This is a genomic window from Collinsella aerofaciens (assembly GCF_018785265.1).
In the GTDB taxonomy this organism is placed as follows: domain Bacteria; phylum Actinomycetota; class Coriobacteriia; order Coriobacteriales; family Coriobacteriaceae; genus Collinsella; species Collinsella aerofaciens_AI.
This window is the reverse complement of the sequence record NZ_WQPK01000015.1, coordinates 14620-35912: the sequence shown is the minus strand read 5'-3', so window position 1 is coordinate 35912 and position 21293 is coordinate 14620. Positions and strand designations below refer to the sequence as shown.

16 protein-coding genes are annotated in these 21293 nt (G+C 58.1%); 5 read left to right on the top strand and 11 right to left on the bottom strand.

Annotated features, from left to right (window positions below):
- Window positions 1–140 precede the first annotated feature (140 nt).
- The 5 genes from GPK42_RS02655 to GPK42_RS02635 all read right to left on the bottom strand — a co-directional run bounded on the left by GPK42_RS02655 (window position 141) and on the right by GPK42_RS02635 (window position 4660).
- Window positions 141–1256: an SIS domain-containing protein gene (locus GPK42_RS02655; RefSeq protein WP_215693346.1), complete on the bottom strand. Its 1116-nt coding sequence runs from the start codon at window positions 1254–1256 to the stop codon at window positions 141–143.
- 194 nt (window positions 1257–1450) lie between these two features.
- Entirely contained in the window at window positions 1451–2164 is a 714-nt protein-coding gene (locus tag GPK42_RS02650; protein WP_215693345.1) for a GntR family transcriptional regulator, read from the bottom strand.
- Complete coding sequence (locus GPK42_RS02645; RefSeq protein WP_215693343.1) at window positions 2149–2916, bottom strand: GntR family transcriptional regulator; 768 nt, start codon at window positions 2914–2916, stop codon at window positions 2149–2151. The genes GPK42_RS02650 and GPK42_RS02645 overlap by 16 nt, the downstream gene beginning before the upstream one ends.
- Window positions 2917–2954: 38 nt before the next feature.
- Complete coding sequence (locus tag GPK42_RS02640) at window positions 2955–3443, bottom strand: hypothetical protein (protein WP_215693341.1); 489 nt, start codon at window positions 3441–3443, stop codon at window positions 2955–2957.
- A 188-nt stretch (window positions 3444–3631) separates the two neighbouring features.
- Window positions 3632–4660: a LacI family DNA-binding transcriptional regulator gene (locus GPK42_RS02635; RefSeq protein WP_006235873.1), complete on the bottom strand. Its 1029-nt coding sequence runs from the start codon at window positions 4658–4660 to the stop codon at window positions 3632–3634.
- A 183-nt stretch (window positions 4661–4843) separates the two neighbouring features.
- On the opposite strand from GPK42_RS02635, the gene murB reads away from it, so the two are divergent.
- Window positions 4844–5806, top strand: a complete 963-nt coding sequence (gene murB, locus GPK42_RS02630; protein ID WP_215673962.1) for a UDP-N-acetylmuramate dehydrogenase — start codon at window positions 4844–4846, stop codon at window positions 5804–5806.
- A gap of 228 nt (window positions 5807–6034) precedes the next feature.
- Here the strand turns inward: murB and GPK42_RS02625 are convergent, their stop codons facing one another.
- Complete coding sequence (locus GPK42_RS02625) at window positions 6035–7240, bottom strand: coiled-coil domain-containing protein (RefSeq protein ID WP_006235871.1); 1206 nt, start codon at window positions 7238–7240, stop codon at window positions 6035–6037.
- A gap of 267 nt (window positions 7241–7507) precedes the next feature.
- Between GPK42_RS02625 and galE the strand changes: the two genes are divergently transcribed.
- From galE to glgP, 3 genes are all read left to right on the top strand, one after another.
- Complete coding sequence (galE, locus tag GPK42_RS02620; protein ID WP_006235870.1) at window positions 7508–8569, top strand: UDP-glucose 4-epimerase GalE; 1062 nt, start codon at window positions 7508–7510, stop codon at window positions 8567–8569.
- A gap of 208 nt (window positions 8570–8777) precedes the next feature.
- Entirely contained in the window at window positions 8778–10295 is a 1518-nt protein-coding gene (gene malQ / locus GPK42_RS02615; RefSeq protein WP_338404314.1) for a 4-alpha-glucanotransferase, read from the top strand.
- Between the two features lie 128 nt (window positions 10296–10423).
- Window positions 10424–12691 carry a glycogen/starch/alpha-glucan family phosphorylase gene (gene glgP / locus GPK42_RS02610; protein WP_252200052.1) on the top strand — a complete coding sequence of 756 codons (2268 nt, stop codon included), beginning with the start codon at window positions 10424–10426 and terminating at the stop codon, window positions 12689–12691.
- A gap of 456 nt (window positions 12692–13147) precedes the next feature.
- Here the strand turns inward: glgP and GPK42_RS02605 are convergent, their stop codons facing one another.
- The 5 genes from GPK42_RS02605 to GPK42_RS02585 all read right to left on the bottom strand — a co-directional run bounded on the left by GPK42_RS02605 (window position 13148) and on the right by GPK42_RS02585 (window position 18539).
- Window positions 13148–14347, bottom strand: a complete 1200-nt coding sequence (locus GPK42_RS02605; RefSeq protein WP_035137764.1) for an ABC transporter ATP-binding protein — start codon at window positions 14345–14347, stop codon at window positions 13148–13150.
- Window positions 14348–14415: 68 nt separating this feature from the next.
- Entirely contained in the window at window positions 14416–15255 is an 840-nt protein-coding gene (locus GPK42_RS02600; RefSeq protein ID WP_138113451.1) for a carbohydrate ABC transporter permease, read from the bottom strand.
- Window positions 15255–16109, bottom strand: coding sequence for a carbohydrate ABC transporter permease (locus GPK42_RS02595; RefSeq protein ID WP_138113453.1), 855 nt, complete (start codon window positions 16107–16109; stop codon window positions 15255–15257). The genes GPK42_RS02600 and GPK42_RS02595 overlap by 1 nt, the downstream gene beginning before the upstream one ends.
- A gap of 87 nt (window positions 16110–16196) precedes the next feature.
- Window positions 16197–17513: an ABC transporter substrate-binding protein gene (locus tag GPK42_RS02590; protein ID WP_117746799.1), complete on the bottom strand. Its 1317-nt coding sequence runs from the start codon at window positions 17511–17513 to the stop codon at window positions 16197–16199.
- A 306-nt stretch (window positions 17514–17819) separates the two neighbouring features.
- Window positions 17820–18539 carry a GntR family transcriptional regulator gene (locus tag GPK42_RS02585; protein ID WP_035137765.1) on the bottom strand — a complete coding sequence of 240 codons (720 nt, stop codon included), beginning with the start codon at window positions 18537–18539 and terminating at the stop codon, window positions 17820–17822.
- A gap of 229 nt (window positions 18540–18768) precedes the next feature.
- On the opposite strand from GPK42_RS02585, the gene GPK42_RS02580 reads away from it, so the two are divergent.
- On the top strand, window positions 18769–21219 hold the full coding sequence (locus tag GPK42_RS02580; protein WP_215693337.1) for a PTS transporter subunit EIIC: 2451 nt from the start codon (window positions 18769–18771) through the stop codon (window positions 21217–21219).
- Window positions 21220–21293: the final 74 nt, after the last annotated feature.

The following is a 21293-nucleotide window of genomic DNA, read 5'->3' as shown; positions in this document are numbered from 1 at the left end:
GTCTCGTAGAGCGCCTTACCGTCCTCGAGATAGCCCTCCTGGTCGAAATGCATGATCTCGATCTTCTCGGTTTCCTTCATTTGTCTCTCCTTTCTGGGGTTGTTTCCACATCCCCCATGCCAACGGGCATCAAAACCCGCTTACATTCCGTAACACTCGGCCGCTTTGGCCTTAAGCGCATTGACTGACTCTTCGTAGCCCTCCGCCTTGACCTCCATTTGCTTGGAGACAGCATCGAGATACGGGTGAACGTCCCATGACTTCAGACGCTCGGCGATTATTGCCGCAATCGTCTGGAAGAACACGAGATTGGGAATTGCACTGAGCAGCGGAGCCACCTGAGGCACCACAACCTCGTGAGCCCTACCCTTGGGATGGGCCGTGAGCAGCACCGTTTTTGCCGTAACGTTCGATAGCGCATCGGCGATATTCGCAAGACGCTCCGACCCCTGCGAATCGTCGACAATAAACACCAGGTAGCCCGGAACAATCTGCATCTCGGGACCGTGGACGAACTCCTCGCCTTCGTGATGCATGACAGGAATCTTGATGGTCTCGCTCAGCTTGAGCGCTGCCTCCTCGGCAACACCGTAGTTGGGGCCGTTGCCGACGACCATGGCGGGCATGTGCTCAGAAAGCTCGAGCATGTGGTCTTGGACATATGCCTCGGCGGTCTTGCACATCACGGCATTGGCCTGGATAGCCTCGCGCAGGTCGTCAAGACGCTGGGCAACGCCTTTGGCGTCAACCGTTCCGCGCGCCTGACCGCCGTAAATACCAAAGAGCACCAGATACTCAACGAGAACCTCGACGCCCAGAGTTACAAAGTCCACCGACTCGACGCCCACACCGTAGTCAAGAACGATGTCAGCGTGTTCCTTGATGGGTGCCTCGACGTTTGCCGTGAGCGCAACTGCAGCCATATCGTGTGCGCGCATGTAATCGAGCGCCGCAATCGTATTGGTCGAATAGCCACTCTGCGAGACGGCAATGTTAAGCGCATGCTGTGGATAGGCGTGTTCAAAATCGACGAAGGCCTCGGGCGTCACAACGGACACCTGCATCTGCAGCGCATCTTGCAGGTAATCGCGGGCGCAATCCGCAGCATGGCGCGACGAACCCGAAGCAACGATGCGCAGCGCGTCAAAAGAACCGGACTGGAAAATATCAACGAGCTGCGCTACCAGCTCAGACGAACGCTCGAGGTTCTCTCCCATACGCACATGGGCAAGCTGAACGTAATCGAGCATCTTCATCGTCTCACCTCGTTACAAATCATTAGTATTTGATACCAATCACAGTTACAGGTTACGGCTTTTTGATACCTCTTTGTCGATTAATTTATCCCCATCGGCGAACGGTCGATTTTGAGCCATGTAAGGTTGTATATGCAGTCTGCTCAACGAATCAAAATTCCGTCAGCTTTTCAGCCCGTTATGCAAAAAACCAGCTAGTACGTATAGGTATATCCACCCGCATCACCGCGGTTAAACGACTTGACGTACTCGATCGCCTGGCCGCTCGCATCGAAGCTCACGCACTCAAGCGTCAAGGCAAGATCGCCCTGCTCCAGTCCAAGCAGGCCGGCATCTCGTGCGCCCAGCGCTTCGATATCGAGCTTTTCCTGTGCCATGACCGGCTTTCGGCCCAACATCTCATAGGTCTCGTACAAACTGAAGACCGACACGTCAATATCTTCGATTGTGGGAAACAGCAGGCACGGGATGAACGCCGTCTCAATCGATACGGGGTCGCCGTTGACGCAGTTCAAACGCCGAATCGAATACAGCAAATCGTCCTCGGCAATGCCAAACAGGTTGGCATAATATGGGCCCGCATAACGCTTGGAACGCGCGAGGATACGGACGGACGGCTCGCCACCCGAAGCACGAACCGATTCGCGAAAGCCTCCTGTTCGCTCGTACGCAACGGGCACTTTCTGTGCCACAAACGCGCCCTTTCCGCGGACGCGTCGAATCTGCCCACGCCGAACCAACTCATCGACAGCACTTCGGATGGTCAAGCGTGTCGTACCAAATTTCTCGGCGAGGTCTTTTTCGGACGGAATCATGGAACCCGTGGGATATATTCCGCGCTCGATACGCTCCTCGATGCGGCGTCGAATGCGCATATAAACCGGGGTGGCAACTACTGTTTCAGCCATTGTTCACCTGCCACGCTCCTCATGCCGTTCTCTTCGCCGTTATCGGCAAAGCGGAACTTTGTGGGCAAAATCACCGATTTGCAATGCTCCACAAAACGCATGTCCTTATCAAATTCGATCGTGCTCTCATAGAACACCGGCGTTCCCTCTTCTTGCTGGAGCAGCTCGGCCTCTTCGGCGTTCAAACGCGAGATGGAGATATGCTCACGTCCATGCTCAACACGCACGCCACCTTCTTTGAGCAAGACATCGTAAAGGCTCTCACACTCAAAATCATGATTGGAAAGCGCGGGGCACAGGGACAGGTTAACGTGAGCCGTCTCGATTGACGCCGGCTCGCCCTCAATAAGTCGAACGCGCTGCATGCGGAGCAAAGGAGCGCCTACAGCCACCCCAAGCTTGTCGGCAAGCGTCTTATCCGCCTCGGTGGTCTCGGTGGAAACCAGACGAGAAGAGGGATGCAGGCCGGCAGTCCGCACAGCATCGGAAAAGTTATACGTTTCCTGGAAGATGTTCAGCGGCTTAGGAGGACACAAATACGTACCCGATCCGCGACGGCTCTCGAGCGTTCCACACGAGATGAGCCGCGTGATACCAGCGCGCAACGCCGTACGCGAAACGCCGATCTCTTCGCACAGCACGCGCTCGGCCGGCAGGCGATCGCCGCCGGCAAGCTGATGGTGCTGGATATACCAAAGAATTCCCTCAACAGCACGATCTTTGGGGGGAATTGCATAAGATTCGCCTGCCATTGCACAGACTCCTCATTCAGAAACGTATGCCGCCAAAATTAGGACAGCCCTCCCATGGCATCAAATTCGGCCTTGATCCTCTCGGCGACATTCCGATACGACTTATATAGACTTGAATCGCGTTTGACTTCGTCGGTCATAACGGGAATCTCCAATTTGGAAACCTCGTCTTTTCCCGTCTGAACCGCCACAACAACGCCCATACCAAGACACATATTACGTTTGGCAGCGTTCATTTTTGCCGCCTTAGCGGGATTTGCCAGAATACGCTGAGCAAATTCCTGTTTTGAGGCCACTTCCTCGGCCTCCGGATCGCCCGCCTCGGCTACTTCGCACTGCAACACGTCCGCATAGTCAAAAATCTTCGGCTCGCCGCCGCGCTGATGCACGGCCCACTTGCGACGCGTGGCATCCTGGTAGATAGCCGGCAAAAACGTAAACCGCGGCGGGTCCAAAATCGTATCCGTGATGGTAAACACATCGGGATCAAAGGCATCCTGCGGGTTTTTCTTCTTGAACAGCCCCATATCAGCCTCCCGTACTAGCATTAAACAACTCAAGCTGAATATAGCACCAATTTCAAGCCGCCGCCTTACCCTATCGGTACGCGGCGTCTATGGCTCGCCCAGCGGAAAAGTTCACGGACGAGGGCCGGGGCGCCTGCCGGCAAATAGCGGACACTCCGCATGCAATCTATGCAAACAAACAAGTACGCTTAGCTACATTCGGTAAGTTCGAGCACGCTGCCCTTAACGATAAGTGCCGGCTCCAGGACGACCTCTTCGGCACGCCTACCGCCCCTACCGGCAAGACGCTTGGACATGCAGCCAAAAGCATGCTCCGCAAGGACACCAGGATCCTGCTCAATGGCGGTCAGCGCCGGCTCAAAGAGAACGTCGGCCGCCGAGTTGTCATAGCTTACGACCGAAATATCGCCCGGGATGCTCTTCCCCATCTCGTGCAGGCGCTTGAGCAAACCAAGGGCAATGTTATCCGAGCTTGCGAACACAGCGGTGGCATCAGTTGCGAGCACCGCCTCCGAGGCCTCGTATGCACTTGGAATGTAGTACTCGCTCTCAAACTCCAAACGCGCGTCGATAGGCAAGCCAACCTCGCGCAGTGCGCGCTCATAGCCGGCAAGTCGTTTGCGACCCGTATTGGAGCGGCGTGCGTTAACCAGGCAAGCAATACGGCGGTGGCCTTGCTCGATCAGATAGCGGGTGGCCATGTAGCCGCCCATCTCGTGGTCGAACATCACCTTGTCGCACTCGAGTCCCTCAATGGCACGGTCGACCATTACGGCCGGGATGGGCAGGTGGCTGACTTCTTCGCGCAGGGCGCGGTCGTCGGAGAACTCGTCGCCCACGACCAGGAAGACGCCATCAACGCCGCGCGTCACCAGCTGGCGCAGCAGCTCCAGATCGTCATCGGCGCTTCCGCCCGAGCTGGTAATGAAGAGCGCATAGCCGTCCTCGCGGCAGCGCTTTTCCAGGCTACCGGCGAGCGAGGCAAAAAAGCGGCTCTCGATGTTAGGGACGATAAGGCCCAGGGTGCGCGACTCGCGCATGACCAGGCTGCGCGCGATCTGGTTGGGAACATAGTGGTTGCGCGCCGCGACCTCTTTGATGAGCTTGCGGTTTTCTTCCGAGATGCGACAGGGCCGATTATTGAGCACAAGCGAGACCGACGAGGGGGAAAGCCCCACCTCCTGGGCGATCTGCTTGAGGGTGACTTTGTTGGCCATCTCGCTCCTTCCGGGTTTACGCGCAATCTCTTGAAAGTATAGCGACTACCCCTCTACCTCGGTGATAAACACTTTACCAATCCGGTAGACGGCTGTTTTATCGCCGCCAGCGCACCAAATCCGTCCGGGTGGGGTATATTGCAATCGATTGATGACAACGACCACCAAAAGGCGGCTATTAGTATGCACGAAAACGATTTTTTTAACGAGGACCTGCTGTGCGCGCTTGCTGGCGTTGCCGGCGAGGACAACGTACTGATGAGCGAGCCCATGCGCGAGCACACCACGTTTAAGATCGGCGGCCCGGCCGACGTCTTTGTCACGCCCGATACCGAGCAGGGCCTCGTCGCCACGCTCGATACCTGCTATCGCTGCAATCTGCCCCTCACCATCGTGGGCAACGGCTCCGACCTACTCGTCGGCGACAAGGGCATCCGCGGCGTCGTCGTAGCGCTGGGCGAAGGTCTCTCCAACATCACCGTCGACGGCACGCACGTCACGGCGGCAGCCGGCGCGCTGCTTTCCGATGTCGCAGCCGCGGCAGCCGAGGCCTGTCTCACCGGCATGGAGCCCATCTCGGGCATCCCCGGATCGGTCGGCGGCGCCTGCTACATGAACGCCGGTGCCTACGGTGCCTGCATGGCCGATGTGCTGGAGTCCGTGCGCGTCTACAAACCCGCTCGCCAGCTCGACGACGGCACCCGCGGCAGCGGCAATATCATTGAGTTCGATGTCGATGAGCTCAACCTGGGCTATCGCAAGAGCCGCATTGCCGACGACGGCTTCATCGTGCTTTCGGCCACCTTCAATCTCGCTCCGGGCAACGCCGCGATGATCAAGGCCGACATGGACGACTACCGCCAGCGCCGCGAGGACAAGCAGCCGCTCGACATGCCGAGTGCCGGCTCCACTTTCAAGCGCCCCGAGGGTTACTTTGCCGGCAAACTCATCATGGATGCCGGCCTGCGAGGACACGCCGTTGGCGGCGCGCAGGTGAGCGAGAAGCACTGCGGCTTCATCGTCAACGCCGACCACGCCACCGCCGCCGATGTCGACGAACTCATCCGCCACATCCAGGCAACCGTCAAAGACCAATTCAACGTAGACCTAGAACCCGAAGTCCACCGAGTAGGCGAATTCCTTTAACAAAGAAGGCCCCGAAAGGGGCCTTCGCCATATTTATTCAGATAACCCAGTCCGGTGTGTCGCGCCCCGAACCCGGAAGGTCCGGGACCGCGGGCGAGGCATAAGGTTGGTCGCGAGTTCCGCACGCAAAGAAGGCCACTTAATGTGGCCTTCGTCTTGCGCAGGACTGTAGAGCAGGCAACCTTATGCCTCGCCCGCGGTCCCGGACCAACTTACTTCAAACCGCAGCTACGACAGCGCAATACCGCCAAGCCAGCCCCAACGCACGCCAGAGCCAGTGCCATAGAAGCTAATAAACGAATCGAGCGACTTAGACGTAATGGCTCCCTCATTGCTCATAACGATGCCGCCGCCAACGTAGATACCCACATGACCGTAGATAAGGCCCGGAGCACCCGTGCCGCTGTGCGAGGAATCGGCCACGATCATGCCCACCTGCAGCGCCGAGCGGTCGGAGCTATAGCACCAGGCGTTAAACATGTCGCACGCATTGCCTCCAAAGTAGCCAACGCCGGCGTTACGGAAGACATTGGTGACCCACGCCGCGCACCAGTTCTGACCCGGCGAAGGCGTGGAGTAGCACGCGTTGACGACAGCCTGCTGCTTGCCCGAGCCGGCATTCTGCTGCGGGGTTCCGGGCGCGTACGATCCACCACCCGAGCTCGAACCACCCGAGTAGGAATTGTTCTTGTTCGCGGCAGCCGCGGCAGCGGCAGCCTTCCTAGCGGCCTCCTCAGCCTGGGCGGCAGCGAGGATCTCGGAATCGCGCTGAGCCATGAGCTCCTTGACGTCGTCGGAAAGACCGTTCAGCACGGTCTGGACTTCTTGCTGCTTGGCCTGCATGTCCTGCATCTGGGCAGTCTGCTGGTCCTTGAGCTTCTCTAAGTCGGCCTTCTGCGACTCGAGCTCGGTCTTTTGCGCATCGAGCTCTTCCTGGATGGTCTGAATGTCCTCGATGGCGTCGCGGTCGCTCTTGTTGATCTTCTCAACGTAATGCGCGTTGGCGACGAGTTCCTCAAACGAGCCAGAGGCCAGCAGCAGCGACAGGATGTTCGTGCCGCCGGACTTGTAGCTGGCGGCCACGCGATCGGAAAGGTCGTTGCGCTTCTTCTTGAGCTCGGCCTTCTTTTCATCGATCTGGGCCTGCGTGTCGTCAATCTTGCCCTGGACATTCTCGATGTCGTTGAGGGTCTGGGCATTCTTGTTGGCCAGCGCCGCATACTCATTTGCGATGCTGTCGAGCTGGGCCTGAACCTCGTCGAGCTGGGCCTGGGCAGCATTCAGTTTATCGGTGGTTTCTTTGGAAGCCTCCGCCGCATGGGCGCGAGCGGGCAGGCCAAAAAGAACCGCCGCAGAAGCGGCGCCGAACAGGGCCTTGAGGGCAGTGCGGCGCGAGAGCTCCTGGGAAAGGATGGAATCGCTGTTTGGTGACATATGTACTCCGTTACATGTTTATTTATATGTCGCTCAACTCATACATATTAGCGTACATATGGCGCGTCCCAACGATTTCCACGAACGGCAGGAAACTACAAGGTCAGCGGCTCGTAAGCAAATGCCAAAGATCAGGTTATGCGTACGCAAGCTCTTCTGATGAGTACGTTAGCACAATCCTCTGCTTTTCCTACAGCGCACGATTTGGGCGTCCCTGCCTGCGCTATACTCCCCTGAAGAAGTGTTCCTGATTCGATAGGAGACTACATGTCCAAAGCACTCGACCCCAAAGACACCTGTGTCCTCGTTACCGGTGGCGCCGGCTTTATCGGCTCGCACACCGTCGTTCAGCTGCTCGAGGGTGGCTACCAGGTCGTCATCGTCGATGATCTCTCCAACTCCAGCGCCGTCGCCGTCGACCGCGTCAAGACCATCGTGGGCGACGAGGCCGCCAAGAACCTCACCTTCTACGAGGCCAACGTGCTCGACCGCGATGCGATGAACAAGATCTTCGATACCCATCAGATCGACCGCGTCATCCACTTTGCCGGCTTTAAGGCCGTCGGCGAGTCGGTGAGCAAGCCCGTCGAGTACTACCACAACAACATCGAGAACACCCTGGTGCTCATCGACGTCATGCGCAACCATGGCTGCAAGTCCATCATCTTCTCGAGCTCCTCGACCGTCTACGGCGACCCGGACAACCCGCCCGTCACCGAGGAGGATCCTAAGAAGCCCGCGACCAACCCCTATGGTTGGACCAAGTGGATGATCGAGCAGATCCTTATGGACGTCCACACCGCCGACCCCGAGTGGGACGTCGTGCTGCTCCGTTACTTCAACCCCATCGGCGCTCATCCGTCGGGCCTGATCGGCGAGGACCCCAAGGGCATCCCCAACAACCTGGTGCCCTATGTCGCCCAGGTCGCCGTGGGCAAGCTCGAGGCCGTTCAGGTCTTTGGCAACGACTACCCCACCCCCGACGGCACCGGCGTGCGCGACTACATCCACGTGTGCGATCTGGCCTCTGGTCACGTTGCTGCCCTTAATTGGATGAACGGCAAGACCGGCGTCGAGATCTTTAACTTGGGCACCGGCACCGGCACCTCGGTACTCGAGGTCGTCGCCGCCTTCTCCAAGGCTTGTGGCAAGGAGCTGCCCTACGTAATCCGCGAGCGCCGCGCCGGCGACATCGCTGCCAACTGGTGCGATGCCTCCAAGGCCGAGCGCATGATGGGCTGGAAGGCCCAGTACGACATCGCGGACATGTGCCGAGATAGCTGGAACTGGCAGAGCCACAACCCCAACGGCTTCGCCGACGCCGAGTAGCAAAAACCCACACACCGCTCTTGCCCCGATCTCACGTTGTGAGGTCGGGGCTTTTCCATGGCATGTAACCATTCGCCGAAAATCGACCAACTTTTTTATCTTGCCTGTACATGTTTAAACAACATGTTTTACAATAGGCGTATCGAATCAGAACATCGGAGGCGGACTGCACACCCATCGGCAGGCCGACCCCACAACAAGAAGGTTGGTGAGCGCATTCATGGAGCGTGCAAGCGGCGTCCTCATGCCCGTCTCATCTCTGCCCGGACCATACGGAATCGGCGGCTTTGGCTGGAATGCCTACGACTTCGTCGATTTTCTCGCCTCGTGCAAACAACATTACTGGCAGATTCTGCCCCTTACGACGACCAGCTATGGCGACTCGCCCTATCAGTCGTTCTCGGCCCACGCTGGCAACCCCAACTTTATCGACTTTGCCGAGCTTATCGAAGCAGGGTATCTGGAGCAGCGCGATATCGATGGCGTGTATCTGGGATCCGACCCCAGCAATGTCGACTACGGTGCTATCTTTGGCGGCCGCCGTCAGATTCTCGACCGCGCCGCCGAGCGCTTTGCCGCCGACAAGCCGGCCGATTTCGATGACTTTATCCAGGCCAACGAGGACTGGCTCATCCCCTACTGTGAGTTCATGACCGTCAAAGAGGAGTGCGGTCTCAAGGCGTTTTGGGAGTGGCCCGCGGAGCTCCGCACCCGCGGCGAGGCTTCCGCCAAGGTCTGCGCCAACCATCCGGCGCGTATGCTCTACCACCAGATGACGCAGTACTTCTTCGATCGCCAGTGGAGCCGTCTCAAGGCCTATGCCAACGAGCGCGACATTCTCATCATCGGCGACCTGCCCATCTACGTCTCGCGTGACTCCGTCGAGATGTGGGCGACGCCTGAGCTCTTTAAGATCGACGCCGCCGGCAATCCCGTGAGCGTCGCCGGCACGCCGCCCGACCAGTTCTCGGCCACCGGCCAGTACTGGGGCAACCCCATCTACGACTGGGACGCCATGGAGTCCGACGGCTTCTCCTGGTGGGAGGGCCGCATTCGCGCCGCCCTCGACATGTACGACGTCATCCGCCTGGATCACTTCCGCGGCTTCGAGGCCTATTGGGAGGTGCCGTTCTCCTCGCCCGATTCGTCCTACGGTTCGTGGACGCAGGGTCCCGGCCTCAAGTTCTTCAAGACGCTCGAGGAAAAGCTCGGCACGCTGCCCATCATCGCCGAGGACCTGGGCTTCCTCACCCCCGGCGTCATCGACATGCGCGACAACTCGGGCTTCCCCGGCATGAAGATCCTGCAGTTTGCCTTTGAGGGCACCAACTCGTACTACCTGCCGCATAACTACATCGCCAACACCGTCGCCTACGTGGGCACCCACGACAACGAGACGGCGCGCGGCTGGTTTGAGGGAACGGCCACCCCGCGTCAGCGCGAGCAGGCAGCCCTGTACACCCATCAGCAGGCCGGCGAGCCTATCACCGACGCACTCAACCGAACCATCGCAGCCAGCGTGAGCGACACGTGCATCTACACCATGCAGGACCTGCTCAACTTGGGCAACGAGGCGCGCATCAACACCCCTGCCACACTGGGCGGCAACTGGACCTGGCGCATGCTCGACGGCGCCATCACCCGCGAGCTCGAGCACAAACTCACCGACTGGACCGAGACCTACTTCCGCATCCCGTCGGAAGCCGAAATCGAGCTTCCTCAATAGGAGCTACCGCGCCCGACCCCTCCCCACCGTGCGGACGCGCTTGCTTTTCCCGCGCGAGGCCACCCCAATCCCCTCGCGCGGGCTTCTTATGAATTGCAGACATGAAACAACCCATCACAGGAGAAAACATGCCCCAAATTAACCTCATGGAACTCGCCGAGCAGTCTTTTGGCACCTCGCTCGAGCAGCTCGACGACCGTCGCATTTACAAGCTGCTGGTCAAACTCGTGCAGGAGCGCTCCGCCGCCTGCCCGCTCAACAACGGCAAGAAAAAGCTCTATTACATTTCCGCCGAATTTTTGATCGGCAAGCTGCTCATCAACAACATGATCGACCTCGGCATCTACGACGAGGTTAAGGACCAGCTCACCGCCGCAGGTCACGACCTCAACAAGATCGAGGAATTCGAGGTCGAGCCGTCACTCGGCAACGGCGGCCTGGGCCGCTTGGCCGCATGCTTCCTGGATTCCATCGCCACGCTGGGCTTGACCGGCGATGGCGTGGGCCTCAACTATCACTACGGTCTGTTCCGTCAGCGCTTTGTCGACAACCAGCAGAAGGCCGTCCCCGACGAGTGGCTCGGTGAGCAGGACATCCTAGTCGACGATGACCGCTCCTACACCGTCGAGTTCGGCGATTTTGCCGTTACTTCCAAGCTCGTCAACATCGATGTGCCCGGTTACGGCCAGCCCACCAAGAACCGCCTGCGCCTGTTCGACCTGGCAAGCGTCGACGACGGCCTGGTCCCCGGCAGCTCCATCGACTTCGACAAGACCGAGATCGCCAAGAACCTCACCTTGTTCCTCTACCCCGACGATTCCGACGAGCAGGGCCGCCTACTTCGCATCTATCAGGAGTACTTCATGGTGAGCAACGCCGCCCAGCTCCTGATCGACGAGGCCGTCGAGCGCGGCAGCAACCTGCACGATCTGGCCGACTACGCCGTGGTCCAAATTAACGACACGCACCCCACCATGGTCATCCCCGAGCTCATTCGCTTGCTCACCACCGAGCATGACATCGAGTTTGACGAGGCCGTGACCATCGTACGCTCCATGGTCGCCTACACTAACCACACGATTCTTGCCGAGGCGCTCGAGAAGTGGCCGCTCGCCAGCCTGCAGAAGGTCTCCCCTGCCATCGCCGACATTATCGTCAAGCTCGATGAGATCGCGAAGGCCGAGCACGATGACCCGCGCGTCGCCATCATCGACGAGCACGACACCGTCCACATGGCCCACATGGACATCCACTTTGGCTTCTCCATCAACGGCGTAGCCGCCCTCCACACCAAGATCCTGGAGGACACCGAGCTTCATCCGTTCTACGAGATCTATCCCAAGAAGTTCTCCAACAAGACCAACGGCATCACCTTCCGCCGCTGGATCCATGGGGCCAACCCCGCGCTCGCCAGCCTGCTCGACGATGTGATCGGCACCGACTGGCGCAGCACCGGCGATCTGAGCAAACTCGCCAAGTTCGCCGACGACAAGGACGTTCTTGAGCGCCTGGCCGCCACCAAGGTCGAGGCCAAGGCCATCATGCGCCAGTTCATGGCGCTCGAGCAGGGCGTGACCATTCCCTCCAACGCCATCATCGACGTCCAGGTCAAGCGCATCCACGAGTACAAGCGCCAGCAGATGCTCGCGCTCTACATCATCTGGAAGTACCTCGATATCAAGAACGGCAACAGACCTAAGCACCCCGTCACCATCATCTTTGGCGGCAAGGCGGCGCCTGCCTACACTATCGCGCAGGACATCATCCATCTGATCTTGACGCTGTCGCAGTGGATTGCAAACGACCCCGACGTGGCTCCCTACCTGCAGGTCGTCATGATCGAGAACTACAACGTCACCGCCGCCGAGCGCGTGATCCCCGCCGCTGATATCTCCGAGCAGATCAGCCTGGCCTCCAAGGAGGCGAGCGGCACCTCCAACATGAAGTTCATGCTCAACGGCGCCCTAACCCTGTGCACGCTCGACGGCGCCAACGTGGAGATTGCCGAGCTCGTGGGCGACGAGAATATCTATACCTTTGGTGCCTCGTCCAAACAGGTCGAGCAGCTCTATGCCGACGGCACCTATGACGCCGGCGTGCTCTACCGCAAGCCCGGCATTAAACTGCTGGTGGACTTCATCACCAACCCGGCCTTTATGGCGACCGGCAACGTCGAGCGCCTGCAGCGCCTGCACGATGACATTAAGGGCAAGGACTGGTTTATGGCCCTGCTCGACATCGAGGAGTACATCCAGACCAAGGAGCGCGTGTTGGCCGACTACGAGGACCAGGACGCCTGGATGCGCAAGACGCTCATCAATATCGCCAACGCCGGCACCTTCTCGTCTGACCGCACGATCTCCCAGTACAACGACGAGATTTGGCACCTGAGCTAATTTCGCTTCCCTTACCCATCCTCTTGAAAGCGGAGTCGTGGCAACACGGCTCCGTTTTTTGTGCCCGCACGTTACCCTGCGACCCAACTCGGCCAAACAATCTCGATCTGTAACAACTACTCGGTAAAAACGGTCCCAGCTGTTACAGATTGAGACATACCGGCCCCTCCCCTTGGGTTTATCTCGATCTGTAACATCTAGCAGCTGAAATTCACCTTTGGTGTTACAGATTTAGATGAAATGGTTAGCTCAGCGGAACCGTCTCGATCTGTAACATCTAACGTCCGAAATCAGCCTCACCCGTTACAGATCGAGACAAACGACCGGTCAGACAGCCCCAACACAAAGAAAGGCTCCCCTCTCGCCCAGTGGACGGGAGGGGAGCCTTATATGTGACCGCGGCAAAAGGATGGCAATACCGCAGTCGCCCAAAGGGAGGGCCTGGATGCACCGGGCCTAGATAAGGTTCTTGCCAGAGACCTTATCGAAGAGGTGGGTCGCGTTCTTCTCGAACTTGAACCAGATGGTGTCGCCAGCCTTGAGCGCGCCCTTGGCCTCGAGGTCGACGACGGGGATAATCAGGACAAACTGGCCGTCGGGAGCGGTCACGTGGACATGCTCGGTCGAGCCCATGAGCTCGGTCACCTCGACGGTACCCTGGAGCGCGCCCTCCTCGCCCTTGTCGGCAAGCAGGATCTGCTCGGGACGCACGCCGGCCGTGATCTCCTTCACGTCGCCGCCGTCCCAGTTGAGAGCAAGCTGAGCGCAGGTCTCGGGGGCGAGCGCCACGTTCATATCCTCGGTCTTGACGGTGAAGCCGTTGCCCGAGCGCACCAGCTGGGCATCGAAGAAGTTCATCTGCGGCACACCGATAAAGCCGGCGACGAAGATGTTCGCGGGATGGTTGAAGACCTCCTGCGGGGTGGCAATCTGCTGTACGACGCCGTCCTTCATGACCACGATGCGATCGCCGAGGGTCATGGCCTCGGTCTGGTCGTGGGTGACGTAGATGAACGTGCCCTTGATCTCGTGGCGTAGCTTGATGAGCTCGGCACGCATCTGGTTACGCAGCTTGGCGTCCAGGTTGGACAGCGGCTCGTCCATCAGGAAGACCTTAGGATCACGCACGATGGCGCGGCCGATGGCGACACGCTGGCGCTGGCCGCCCGAAAGCGCCTTGGGCTTACGGTCGAGGTATTCGGTAATGCCCAGGATCTCGGCAGCAGAGCGAACCTTACGGTCGATCTCGTCCTTGGGGACCTTCTTGAGCTCAAGCGTAAACGCCATGTTCTCGTACACCGTCATATTGGGGTACAGAGCATAGCTCTGGAACACCATGGCAATGTCGCGGTCCTTGGGCGCCACGTCGTTGACGCGCTTGCCGTCGATGAGCACGTCGCCCGAAGTGATGTCCTCCAGGCCAGCGACCATGCGCATCGTCGTGGACTTGCCGCAGCCAGACGGGCCAACGAGAACGACAAACTCCTGGTCATGCACGGTGAGATTAAAGTCCTCCACCGCGAGCACGCCGTCCTCGGTAACCTTGAGGTTGTGCTTCTTCTCCTCGGTCTTCTTCTTTTTGCCAAAGAAGCCCTTCTTTTTGGACTCGTTGTTGGGATACACCTTCTGAACATGTTTGAGAACGATCTCGGCCATGTCTTTACCTTTCGATGTGCGGCGCCGCGCTGAGGGGCGCCGCAGAAACTTGCAAAACAGTTACGGCATCAGCCCTTGACGGCACCTGCCACCACGCCGTCGATGATGTACTTCTGGCAGAGGATGTACATGACGACGATGGGGATAACAACCATCATGATGCAGGCCATCATGGGTCCGAGCTCGACGTGGCCGTAGCCACCGCGGAAGTACTGGATCAAGATAGGAATGGTCTTGTACTTGGTGGAGTCGAGCGTAAGGTAGGGCAGCAGGTAGTCGTTCCAGACCCACATGGTCTCGAGAATGCCGACCGAAAGATAGGTGGGCTTCATGATGGGAAGGACGATCTTAAAGAACACCTGGACCGGGTTGCAGCCGTCGATCATGGCCGCCTCCTCGATCTCGAGCGGGATGTTCTTTACAAAGCCGGCGAACATAAAGACCGCCAGGCCCGCGCCAAAGCCAAGGTAGATAAAGCAGATGTTGAACGGCGTGTTGAAGCCGATGCGGTCCGCCAAATTGGACAGCGTGAACATGAGCATCTGGAACGGCACGACCATCGAGAACACGAACAGGTAATAGAAGAAGTTCGAGATCTTGTTGTTGACGCGCACCACGTACCAAGCGCACATGGAGCAGCACACCAAAATCAGCACGACCGACGTGACCGTGATAATGAGCGAGTACATAAACGCCGAGGCAAAGCCCTGCTCGTTAAGGGCGTGCACGTAGTTTGCAAGGCCGTTGAACGTCTCGGGCGTGAGCAGATCGAACGCCGTGGTGGTGCTGATTGCGGTCGCTTTCTTAAAGGAATTGAGCGCGATCATAAACACGGGGTAGATCCACGCGAGCGACAGGATCGTAAAGAAAATCGAGAGCGCGCGGTTGATAACCTTATCGCGTTTCATTACTGCTGCACCTCCTTGGACCTCGTGGCCTTAAGCTGGATCATGGAAATAGCAACAACCAGGATGCAGAAGATAACCGCCTTGGCCTGACCGATGCCCTGCCATGCAATACCGGCACGCGAATAGAACGTGTTGTAGATGTTCAGGGCGAGCATCTCGGTGGAGTGCGCGGGGGCGCCGCCGGTAAGGGCGAGGTTCTGGTCGAACAGCTTAAAGCCGTTGGTGATGGACAGGAACAGGCAGATGGTGATGGTCGGCATCAGGTTAGGGACCTTAACCTTCCAAAACGTCTGCCATGCCGTGGCACCGTCGACCTTGGCGGCCTCGATGTAGTCGGACGGAATGGACTGCAGACCAGCGATGTAGATGATCATCATGTAGCCGACCTGCTGCCACAGGGTCAGGATGATAAGGCCCCAGAAGCCAGCAGCAGAGTTAAGGGCGATGAGCTGGGCGCCGATGTTGGAGAGCAGGCAGTTGATCAAGATCTGCCAGATGTAGCCCAGCACGATGCCGCCGATCAGGTTCGGCATAAAGAAGATCGTACGGAAGATGTTAGTGCCCTTGAGCGCCTTGCGGGTGAGCGCCTGCGCGATGGCGAGGGCAATCACGTTGATGAGCACCGTCGACAGGAAGGCAAACGCCACCGTAAAGAAGAACGACGTGGCAAACTGCGAATCGGACAATGCGCGCACGTAGTTCTCGATACCGACAAAGTGCGCGTTGTTAATGGTAATAAACTGGCAGAACGAGAGATAGAAGCCCTGGATAAAGGGAATCACGAACCCGATCATAAACGCCAGGCACGTGGGCAGCATAAAGAGCGGCCACCAGCGCTTGAGTGCTTTGCCCATAAAAGGGTCCTTTCAATATGCAGGGGGCGGGCAAACCTACGTCTGCCCGCCCCCTGTCGCTAATCAGATAGCTTGGGCAGCAACTGCTTACTCGGAAGCAGCCTTCTCGGTCTTCCAGCCATCGACGAAGGCGTTCTTGACGCCGTCCCACTTGCTGTTATCGGCAGCGTAGGCAATCAGAGCCTGCTTGAGGTTCTTCTTCCACTCCTCGGAGGGAATGTAGACGAAGTCCCAAGCGACGGTCTTCTTGCCGTCCTTGGCCATGGCAACGGCCTGCTGCGAGAAGACGTTGGTGGTCTCCTTGGCGCTCTTGAACGGAGCGGTCAGACCCATCTTGTCGGCGATGATGCTGGTCGGGGTGTCAGCGGTGACGCACCAATACATGAAGTCCTCGGTGGCCTTCTGGGCATCCTCGGAAGCCTGGGAACTGACGCACCAATAGTTCTCGCCGCCGGAGCACAGGCCCTGGTTCTCCTCGCCGTCAACACCGATGTAGATGGGCATCATGCCAATCTGATCGTCGGTCATGCCGGCCTTGACGAGGTCAGAGTAGGCCCAAGAGCCGTTCTGGTAGAAGACGGCCTTGCCGGTTGCGAACTCGTTGGTGGCGTCGTCGCCGGTCTTGGAAGCAAGCTGCGAAGGATCGCAGGTAGAGTCGGTGATGTACAGGTCGAAGATCTGCTTGTAGTTGTCGAGGAACTCACCCTTGATCTCGTCGTCCTCCTGGTTGTGCTCCTTCTCAAACTCGTAGTAGAGCGGCATGTTGGCAAGGTGGGTGGTGTAGCGCCAGCTGGAGGAGTCGTCCATGCCGGCGGAAGTGAAGGCACCCTCGACACCAAGCTCGTCCTTGCGGGCCTGGATGTCGTCGGCACAAGCCTTCAGCTTGTCGAAGGAGTTGATGTCCTCGGCCTTGTAGCCAGCCTTCTCGAGCAGCTGCTTGTTGTAAATAATGCCGAAGCTCTCCTGAACCCAGTCGATGCACACATCCTTGCCGTCGGACTGCAGAGCCAGGGAGTCGTCAATGAGCTCACCGCGGAGCTTGGTATCGGACAGGTCGGCGCAGTAATCCTTCCAGTTCTTAAGACCGGTGGGGCCGTTGACCTGGAACAGGGTCGGAGCGGAGCTCTTGGACATCTCGGACTTGAGCTTCTCCTCGTAGGTGTTGGAGGCGGCGGTCACGATCTTGACCTCGACGCCCTTCTCCTCCTTGTACGCCTTGGCGATCTCCTTCCACTCCTTGTCGACCTCAGGCTTGAATTGGAGGAAGTAGACCTCGGCAGCGTCACCAGAAGCAGAGGAGCCGGAGCCGGCGGAGCCACCGCAGCCCACGAGACCCAGACCAAGAACTGCAGCCGCGGAACCAGCAAAGCCCAGGAACTGCCTTCTGCTCATTTCGTTCTTCATTACAATCCACCCTTTCACACCGTGGCGGCACCCTTTGCCGCCGCCTTCGGAGATTGGCTCGGGGACTTTGCCCCTTTTGCTGATTTGAACGATACGCTATTTGGCTAGTTGTTTGAACAAGTATTACTAGAGCGGTAGAAAAACTTCGGTGAACGGTAATTTCAACTTGATACTTGACAAGTTTTGTATAAACAATTATTTGTTATCGAATGCAGAGAAAACGCCCGGTCAAACCGATGCATCGTCGGTTTGACCGGGCGTTTTCGCTTTGAGGACATGAGTCTCGTCAGGCTGCGAGCTGGCCGGCTATCGCTTGGAGTTGACGCGGTAGTGGAAGATCTCGGGGTGTGTGCGAGTGTGCGTCACCTCAAACAAGATGCCATCCGAGGTGTACGACTGGCTCTCCATGACGGCAACGCAGTTGTATTTGCCGAGGTCAAGATAGCTGCAGTCCTCATCGTTGGCGAGCTCGACACTCACCGTACGACGGCTCGCCATCACTTTGACACCGCGCTTGTGCTCCAGATAGCCGTAAATAGAATCTGCCGCGATCTCGGGGGTCAGGCCCTTGGCGATCGACGCCAAAAAATAGCCATGGTCCACTTGGCGCGCGTTGCCGTTGAGGCTTCGGACACGCACTACGCGAATCAGCTCCTCGCCCACCTTAAAGCCCAGGTGACGAGAGAGTTGCTCGGTGCAAACCAGATGTTCGAAAGACTTAACGTCCGTCGATGCAACGGCATTGTTGCGCTTTGCAAACTCGCCAAACGACTCAACCTCTTCGAGTGCGCCCAACATGTCGGTTTCGCCCTTAAGCCAAATAACGCGCACGCCCTTGCCGTGTATGGGCTGCACAAACATCCCGTCGGCCAGCATACCCAAGGCGCGACGGACGGTATTGCGAGTGCATCCGAACTCCGCGGTCAGCTCGGCTTCGGTTGGCAGCATCTCCTGAAACGCATAGGTCCCATTAATGATGCGCGAGCGTATTTCTCGGTAGATTCCTTCGTATATCGCTTTTGGCATTGTTTCACCTCTACATTATTCATTTCCGGCTAGGCACGATAGCATTTCTTAAAGTTGTTTAAACCGAATATCGGTAAAGCGACAGGATTTAACCGTTGACGGTTTCTGTCATGCCCAAATCGGTTTCGCTCAAAACTGCCGGTACGACAATCGTCTGGTCCTCTACAATGAATCCATTGTTTAAACGTTTCCCCACGCGCAACGCGCCTCGATATTCGGAAGGCAGAACATGCTGCAAAAAATCCAACGCTTTGGCGGGGCAATGTTCGCGCCCGCCATGCTTTTTTCTATATCAGGCCTTATGGTCGGCATCTCCGCCCTCGCAACGTCTGCGGATATCGTCGGCGATCTCGCCGTATACGGAACCCCTTGGTACGTTTTCTGGGCTATCATCCAGCGTGGCTCGTGGACGGTCTTTAAGCGCCTTCCGCTCCTTTTTGCCGTAGCGCTGCCCATCGGCCTTGCCCAAAAGCAGCCGGCACGTTGCTGCCTCGAGGCACTCGTGGCCTATTTTGCCTATTGCTTCTTTTTGAGCGAGATCATCAAGCTGAGCGGAGACAACCTTGGACTTAAGTACCCGTCGTCTTTGACCTCCGCTAGTGGCATCACCATCATCGACGGCATTAAGACGCTCGACACCGGCATTATCGGCCCGCTAGCGGTATCGGCAACCGTCGTCGCCATCCATGACCGCTTCTACGATGCCAAGGTTCCCGATTGGCTCGGCACCTTCTCGGGCTCATCGCTGGTCTACCTCATCAGCTTTTTTGCCGTGTTTGCCCTTGCCGCTATCTCGGCCGCCATCGTGCCCTCCGTATACGCAATGACCGAAACGCTGCGCCATGCACTTACGAGCGTCGGCCCCTTTGGCGTGGGCATCTTTGTGTTTTTGGAGCGAGCGCTCGAGCCCATGGGGCTGCACCACCTGCTCTACATGCCGATCTACTACGACAGCCTGGTCATTAACGACGGCATCTACGCCACGTGGAGCAGCTTGCTCCCTATCCTCTCCCATAGCACGCGCCCCCTTAATGAACTTGCGCCGTGGGCCGGTTTTACCGCCACCGGCTGGGTCAAGCTCTTTGGCCTTCCTGCCATCGCGGCTGCGTTCTACTCCACCGCAAAACCAGAACGCCGCGCCGGCCTCAGGGTCATCCTTGTTCCCGCCATCATCGCCTCGGTGGTTTGCGGCGTTACCGAGCCACTCGAGTTTCTCTTTATGTTCACCCACCCCGGGCTCTTTTTTCTCTACGCCGTCTTATCGTCTTGCCTTGCCACAACCATGAATCTCTTTGGCATCGTCGGCATCTTCTCGGGCGGCCTCATGGAGATGGCAGCCTTCAACTTTATTCCGCTCATGCGCACGCATGCCGGCGCCTATCTTTTGGCGCTCGGTATCGGCCTTGCCTTTAGCCTCATCTTTTTTGTTAGTTTTCGAGCACTCATCTTGATCTATGACCTTAAGACGCCGGGCCGCGAGGATCATGTCGCCAATCGCGCGGCAATCGATCGTTTAACGGAAAGCGGCTTTGCCAAAGAGCAATCTCCCAATGACGAGGTCAATAGTCGATCCGATCAAGATCACATCCTCGCTGAGCGGGTAATTCAGCTTTTAGGTGGTGTTGGCAATATTGTGGGCGCAACCAACTGTGCCACGCGCCTGCGCGTCGAGGTCGCAGACCCTTCCATCGTTGCAGATAACGCGTCGTTTGTCGCGGTGGGCGCCAAGGGCCTCATCATTACGGGCAAGACCGCCCAGGTGATCATCGGCATCTCCGTTCCCCGCGTTAAAGAGCATTTTGACCAGATCATGGGCCTCGAGCCGGAATTTGTGCCCACCACCTCGGCCTCCCCTGCCGCCAGCGCAGCCCATAAGCGCGGCGATATTTGCTTCTTCGATATCGACGGAACGCTCGCCTGGCAAGACCCCAGGCTCGCCCAAGACCTTCCCGAAGACGAGCGGGACCTCTCCCCCTATCCCAACGAGGCGGTTTCGCAGGCAATCCGCGAGTTTGTCGCCAACGGCAACATGGCCTTCATCTGCACAGGGCGCACCCTCAGCTGCATCCACCCCAAACTTCTTGAGCTGCCCTGGACCGGCATCGTCTGTCTTGCGGGCGGTTACGCCGAGATCGACGGACACGCAATTCGCGATCTGTCGATGACACCCAGCATGCTGCAGCATCTTGCCCCCTATCTTGAGCAATCGGGCGAGGTCATCCGCTTTGAGGGCCTCAACGGCGTCGTGCGCATGAGTGCCGATGCCCCCGATGCCCCCGGATACGCGCGCACCCTGGGCGACGCAGTCACGCAGCTGCAACATTACAGTGTCTACAAGATCTTGATGTCTACATCGCTCGCCAACCACATCGCTCAAGATAAGACACTTGAGCCGCTGCTGTGCTTTAACGAGCTCGAACTCGAGGTAACCGAAATCTCGCCCCGCGAATGCACGAAGCGCGGGGGCATCCAGTCTGTACTCGACGCCCTCGATCCCCACCACGGAACCGTATACGGCATTGGCGACGCCAGCAATGACATCTCGCTGATGAACGCCGTCGATGTCGGTATCGCCATGGGCAACGCACCAGACTATCTCAAGGATAAGGCCGATTACGTGACCGACACCGTCGATCACGACGGTGTCGTTGCGGCGCTCGAGCATTTTAGGCTGATTTAGGCACAATCCATCAAACGCACGCCCGTTGTCCTAAATCGCCAAAACTGCCGCGCCAAACGCCCTGATGTGGCAAT